Origin of the sequence: Moorena sp. SIO4E2 (assembly GCF_010671945.1) — a bacterium.
In the GTDB taxonomy this organism is placed as follows: domain Bacteria; phylum Cyanobacteriota; class Cyanobacteriia; order Cyanobacteriales; family Coleofasciculaceae; genus Moorena; species Moorena producens.
Genome location: NZ_JAAHIE010000037.1, coordinates 23,997 through 29,996 on the forward strand (window position 1 = coordinate 23,997; position 6,000 = coordinate 29,996).

The 6,000-nt window shown below is 42.1% G+C and carries 5 protein-coding genes; 4 read left to right on the forward strand and 1 reads right to left on the reverse strand.

Features of this window, described 5'->3' with window-relative positions:
- Positions 1-150 precede the first annotated feature (150 nt).
- The 4 genes from F6K37_RS07190 to F6K37_RS07205 all read left to right on the forward strand — a co-directional run bounded on the left by F6K37_RS07190 (position 151) and on the right by F6K37_RS07205 (position 4,918).
- Positions 151-804 (forward strand): DUF8692 domain-containing protein, encoded by a 654-nt coding sequence (locus tag F6K37_RS07190; RefSeq protein ID WP_008181455.1) that lies wholly within the window; start codon positions 151-153, stop codon positions 802-804.
- Positions 805-1,098: 294 nt separating this feature from the next.
- Entirely contained in the window at positions 1,099-3,135 is a 2,037-nt protein-coding gene (locus F6K37_RS07195) for a PAS domain-containing sensor histidine kinase (RefSeq protein WP_008181453.1), read from the forward strand.
- A gap of 20 nt (positions 3,136-3,155) precedes the next feature.
- Positions 3,156-3,605, forward strand: a complete 450-nt coding sequence (locus F6K37_RS07200) for a response regulator (protein WP_008181452.1) — start codon at positions 3,156-3,158, stop codon at positions 3,603-3,605.
- A 2-nt stretch (positions 3,606-3,607) separates the two neighbouring features.
- The gene (locus F6K37_RS07205) at positions 3,608-4,918 is read left to right on the forward strand and encodes a hybrid sensor histidine kinase/response regulator (RefSeq protein ID WP_287249190.1); all 1,311 of its coding nucleotides are present in this window, start codon (positions 3,608-3,610) and stop codon (positions 4,916-4,918) included.
- Positions 4,919-4,977: 59 nt separating this feature from the next.
- Here F6K37_RS07205 and F6K37_RS07210 read toward each other — a convergent pair whose 3' ends face one another.
- Complete coding sequence (locus tag F6K37_RS07210; protein WP_287249193.1) at positions 4,978-5,805, reverse strand: ABC transporter permease; 828 nt, start codon at positions 5,803-5,805, stop codon at positions 4,978-4,980.
- Positions 5,806-6,000: the final 195 nt, after the last annotated feature.

Here is a 6,000-nt window from a genome sequence, read left to right on the forward strand (position 1 = left end):
AGGGCTTTATATTAAATTTACCTTAATGGTAAATTAGTAATCAGTAATTTTTCCTCACTACTACCGAGCAATGACCGATTACCATTAGCTCCTGTGTTAGCTTAAGTATATAGCCCAACAAACAATTGCTTATTTACCTGTTTCACCTCGATGCTGAAAATCCTTATAAAACAGCTGCGCCACGATAATTATATTCTTTGGTATAACAGCTTAGTTATTATACTATTTTTAGTTTTAAGTATCTATGTCAAGATTCAGGACAGGGGTTATATAGTCGTAGGACTTTTTGATGATCCTTTTCTTCTCAATCGCCCCTACATCGGCACTTTATCAGCTGTGTCTGAATTAATGTGGTGCGTAGTAGTAACCATTTGTTTATGGTGCTGGTTATTGCTGAACAAAATCCAGCCCAATCAAAAAATAAATCGATTTCTTTTATACTCTGCCCTTGGCATTGGAATATTATTAATTGATGATGTCTTCAGGATTAATTTAATACTAGCAAAACAAGGGATTTCCAAAGCGCCGGTGTATTTTATGTATGGCATAGGTGCCATCCTCTATGGATTAGCTTTTTGGAGGATAATTCGAGCTACACCATATATACTCCTGATGATTGCGGCAATTTTATTTGTCATATCTGGTTTGGTGGACTTCTCCCATTTGTCAGGAAAAGGAACCCGAGCCATGCTAGAAGATGCCACTCGGTTATTGGGTATTATGAACATCACTCTCTATTTCAGCCAGGTATGCTGGCAGGTGATGCTGCAATCTTGGAATAGAAAGAGAAATCGAGCTATCTAATTCCTAAATTGGGATTTAAAGTTCTCTGGGCAAAGAGTTATGGGGCAAGTTAAAATTCCGTAATTTCACAGATTTACAGTCGGTGGTCAAAACGTTAACAATATAAGAACTAAGTGTGTCTTAGTGTCCTCGGAGGTGATTACCTTCTTGATACCCAGTTCCACTTCAAAAGGGAATTAACTCCAACGGATAAGTGGGAGATCTGCTACTTGGTACGAAACCAAGCTGGTTAATCTGACCATTGCTGTTACCGTCGGTGCTGCTGGAAATTCTTGCCCAATTGACCAACGGCATATGCTCAAAACCTTACAAGACATGTTCTCCGGTCATTATCTATCCCAGGAGCATTGCTATGTCTGGAAGCCTGAATTAGTTGGACTTCATGCTGGATCGGATTTGCTAATTGCCCTATCCTATTACTCTATTCTGCTGTTGCTGATCTATTGTTGGTCTCAAAACCAAGATCTGCCATTACTCAAGATTTTATTACTATTTAGTGCCTGGGTTTTGTTCTGTGGCAACAGTCACTTGCTGGAGGTCTGGAGAATTTGGCATCCCGATTATTGGCTCTCTGGTTTAGTCAAAGGGACTAGTGCCATACTTTCTCTTTCTAGCGCGATCGCACTAGTAGTAGTGATGCCAAAAGTCTTAGCATTCTCCAGTCGAGCTCCACTAGAAGCGACTAACACAGCTCTGGAAAAGGAAATTGCTGAACGTAAGCAAACCGTAGAAGAACTACTGAGATCCCAACAAACCTTGTCCCTCTTGGTAGAGCAAACTCCTCTTGGTTTCATTGAGTGGAGCCTGGATGGTGAAGTGATGCAGTGGAACCATGTAGCCGAGAAAATTTTTGGCTATTCCAAGATGGAAGCCTTTGGACATCGTGCCCATCAATTGATCAAGCCGCAATCTTCCGTAGAGCAGTTCCAGCGAGTTCTGCAAGACTGTTTGAATTTTCAGTATAGCAACTGCATTACCGAAAACTACCATCCACAAGATGGCAGTAGTATATTTTGCCAGTGGCACAATGCTCCCTTAATTGAATCTGATGGCACCATCATCGGAGTGGTGTCCGTGGTACAGGATATCACGAAGCGCAAGCTAGAGGATGATGTCCTCACCCAAGCCTATGAAGAGTTAGAACAACGAATATTAGAACGGACAAAGCAACTAGCAGCAGCTAATCAAGTCTTAAAAGCTGAAATCAGAGAGCGACGCCAGGTTGAGTCGGAATTAGGCAACAACCTAGAGCTGCTTAACCGATTTTTGGAATATGTACCCGCAGCTATTGCCATGTTCGATCAGCAGATGAGGTACCAGTTTGTTAGTCGCAACTGGTACTCAGAGTACAACATATCTGATGACAACATCATTGGCAAAAGCTACTACGAGGTATTTCCAGAAACTCCTGAGGGTTGGAAGAAAATACACCAACGGTGCTTAGAGGGTTATTCAGCAGAGTGTGAAGAAGATTTGTTTATTCGCGCTAATGGTGAACAACAGTGGCTCAAGTGGGAAATCGGTCCTTGGGTTGACATTGCTGGGAAAATTAGCGGTATCATTATGAGTACTGAGGTGATTACAGAGCGTAAAGAAGCTCAAGAGGCCCTCAAACGACTTAATCAAGATTTATCCCAATCTAATCGTGAGTTAGAACAGTTTGCTTACGTGGCTTCCCATGATTTACAAGAACCACTGCGAGCCATTAGTAGCTACACCCAACTCTTAGCTAAAAAATACCAGAGTAACCTGGATGCTCAAGCAGATAAGTATATTCATTACATCGTAGATGGCGCTACTAACATGCAGCAGTTAATCCAAGATCTGCTGAGTTTTTCTCGGGTGGGAACCCATGGTAAAGAATTAGCAGCTACTGACTGTGAGGTAGTACTGAATCGGGTTTTAGACAATTTAAATGTAGCGATTATCGAGAGCGATGCCATAGTTACCCATGACTCCTTACCTGTAGTTATGGGGGATGATATACAACTGAGTCAACTTCTGCAAAATCTGATCGGTAATGCCATTAAGTTTCGCAGCCAAGAGCTACCCAGAGTCCATATTTCAGCGGAACTGAAGGCTAAAGAATTTATCTTTTCAGTTCGTGATAATGGTATTGGTATTGAGCCTGAATACTTTGAGCGCATCTTCACTATTTTCCAGCGCTTGCATACCCGCCGTGAGTATCCCGGCACAGGCATTGGTCTAGCAGTTTGTAAGAAGATTGTAGAGCGTCATGGCGGAAAAATTTGGGTAGAGTCAGAGCTAGGAGTAGGCACAACATTTTACTTCTCAATACCACAGCATCACCAGGATTTAAACATTATCTAGAAATTTCAGGAACTGGCATCATGAATATTATCACAAATACTCAACCAATTGATATTCTGCTGGTAGAAGATTCGTCGAGTGATGCCGAACTCATTTTAGAGGCATTATGTGATAGCAACCTATCTAGTAACTTTCATTGGGTTGATGATGGTGCTAAAGCGATCGCATTCCTCCGTCAGCAGGGAAAATATCAGGAAGCCCCACGTCCACATTTAATTTTTCTGGATCTGAATTTACCTAAAAAAGATGGTCGCGAGGTTCTCCAAGAAATCAAGGAAGACCCCCAGATAAGTACGATACCAATTATTATATTAACCACATCTGACTCTCAGCAAGATATTATCAATACTTACAGGCTAAAAGCTAACTGCTACATTTGTAAACCCATTGATTGGGAAAATTTTCTGTCGATGGTGAAGCAGATTGAAGAATTTTGGTTAGACCTTGTTAGACTGCCATCATATCAATAAATATGGACACCAATTCCCTGAAAATACTCCTAGTAGAAGATAACCCAGCTGATGCGGATCTTCTCCAAATCATTTTAACTGATGCCCAAGAGATTCAGTGGTCACTGGTGCAGGTAGAAAAGTTACAAGATGCTATTGATTCTCTCAGTAAACATCATTTTGATATAATCTTGTTAGACCTATCGTTACCGGATAAACAGGGATTGATTACAGTCACAAAAACCCACGAGGTAGTACCGGATTTACCCATTGTGGTGTTAACGGGTCTTAATGATAGAGTGACCGCCCTAGAAGCTTTACGAAAAGGAGCACAAGATTATTTAGTCAAGGGCAAAATTGATAGTGAATTGCTGATCCGCACCATTCGCTATGCTATTGAGCGAGCCAATACTATGAAGCAGCTTCGACAAAGTGAGGAGCAATTGCAACGACTCAATGAAGAATTAGAGCATCGCGTTGCGGAACAAACTGATGAATTAAGGCAAAAAAATCAGTACCTGCAACGGGAAATTGCCAGTCGGAAGTGCTTGGAAGAAGAACTTCGTCAGGCGTTGAATAAAGAAAAAGAACTCAATGACCTCAAATCTCGGATTGTTTCTGTCGTTTCTCATGAATATCGCACCCCACTAGCCACCATCCTCTCTTCGACAGAATTACTAGAACATTATAGTCATAAATGGTCTTCCGAAAAAAAGCGACGTCATTTTCAGCGGATTCAAACCACGGTTCAACATCTGACTAAGTTAGTGAGTGATGTACTGCTATTCAGTAAAGCTGAGGCAGGAAAATTGGAATTCAAACCATTACCTATAGATGTGGTAGCCTTCTGTAAGGAAATTGTCGAAGAATTTAAACTAACAGCTAATACTGGGTTGACTATTAACTTTAACTGTACAAATAATTCAAAGGAAACCTCCTGCTGTATTAATCAGGGTTGGTTTGAAAAAGCTGATCTAGATGAAAAACTATTGCGGCAAATTCTGTCTAATTTGCTCTCCAATGGGATTAAGTATTCACCGGATGGGGGTGATATCCAATTTGATCTGATCATGAGTGATCATAGTACCATGTTCCGGATCCAAGATTCCGGAATTGGCATCCCCCCAGAAGACCAAGAACGGTTATTTGAGGCTTTTCAGCGCAGTAGTAATGTTGGTACTATCTCTGGTACCGGACTAGGATTAGCAATTGTCAAAAAATGTGTTAACCTCCACGGTGGTGAGATTTGTGTAGAGAGTGAAGTGGGAGTTGGTACAGCCTTTACGGTCACATTACCATTACACTCATCCCGTTCTTCAGGTGTTAGGTCTTAGGTTAATAGTGGTTAGTCGTTAACGCTTAATACCTACTGTAAGCGTGTAAGTGTGCCTAATCAGTCTTGCTGGTGAGCAAATTGGTGAGCACCAAATAGAGAAAGTGCGATCGCAAACCCCAGCAGAATCGGTATCGCATACCAGGGAAACTCAGACACAGGTAAGTAAGCAGCAGCCCGGAGTCCAGTGCTGGTATAACTTAGAGGCAATAGATAGACAATAACTTTTAGGGCTGTAGGTAAGGTAGCTGGGTCAAAAAACGTCCCACCTAGGAAGGACATCGGCACAATTAAGAAGTTGTTGAAAAGACCAACCATTTCCAAGGATTTGACATTCAATCCCACTATCACCCCTAAACCGGCAAACACAGCACAATTAAGCACTAGCAACAAGAAAAATAAGGGATTGAGAAAACTCCATACTTTCCCAGTAAACAGCACTGCTACCAAAATTACTGAAGCAGATGTCATTAATCCCCGCAAAATCCCCGCCATCATTTTGCCGACATGCAAGGCTAAGGGATGGACTGGCATCAACAAGGTTTCCTCAAAGGTTTTCGTGTATAGCCGATCACCGCAAATGGAAAAGGTGGTGCCAGCAAAGCTAATGGTCATAGACGACAGCGCCACCATTCCTGGCAGAATAAATTCTAAATAGGATTCACCAACTGGGGGAACCATTGTCCGATCTAAGGTACTCCCTAGACCGAGACCAAATGCCAATATGTAGATCAGTGGGGAGATTAGCCCACTAGCAACGACTTGCGTGACTCGCACCCGTAACTTTAGCCAGTCCCCCCACAAAACCGTGAAGCTATCGGTCACGATAGTCGGTAACTGGGACCCTTTGAAGGTATTGTGATGGGGCAGTGATAGATTGGATTTCACAGTATCCGTTTAAATTAAGTTAATTTTCCTTTACATTACTAAATGTTATCACTGACCCTGAGCACCATTGTGATTAATCGTAGGGTGGGCAGTGCCTACCAACGCGGTTTGCAAGCTTGATGATCTGTCTGCTGCACTGCCCACCCTACATGAACTCAGTCAAACAGTGATTAATCGTAGGGTGGGCAGTGCCTA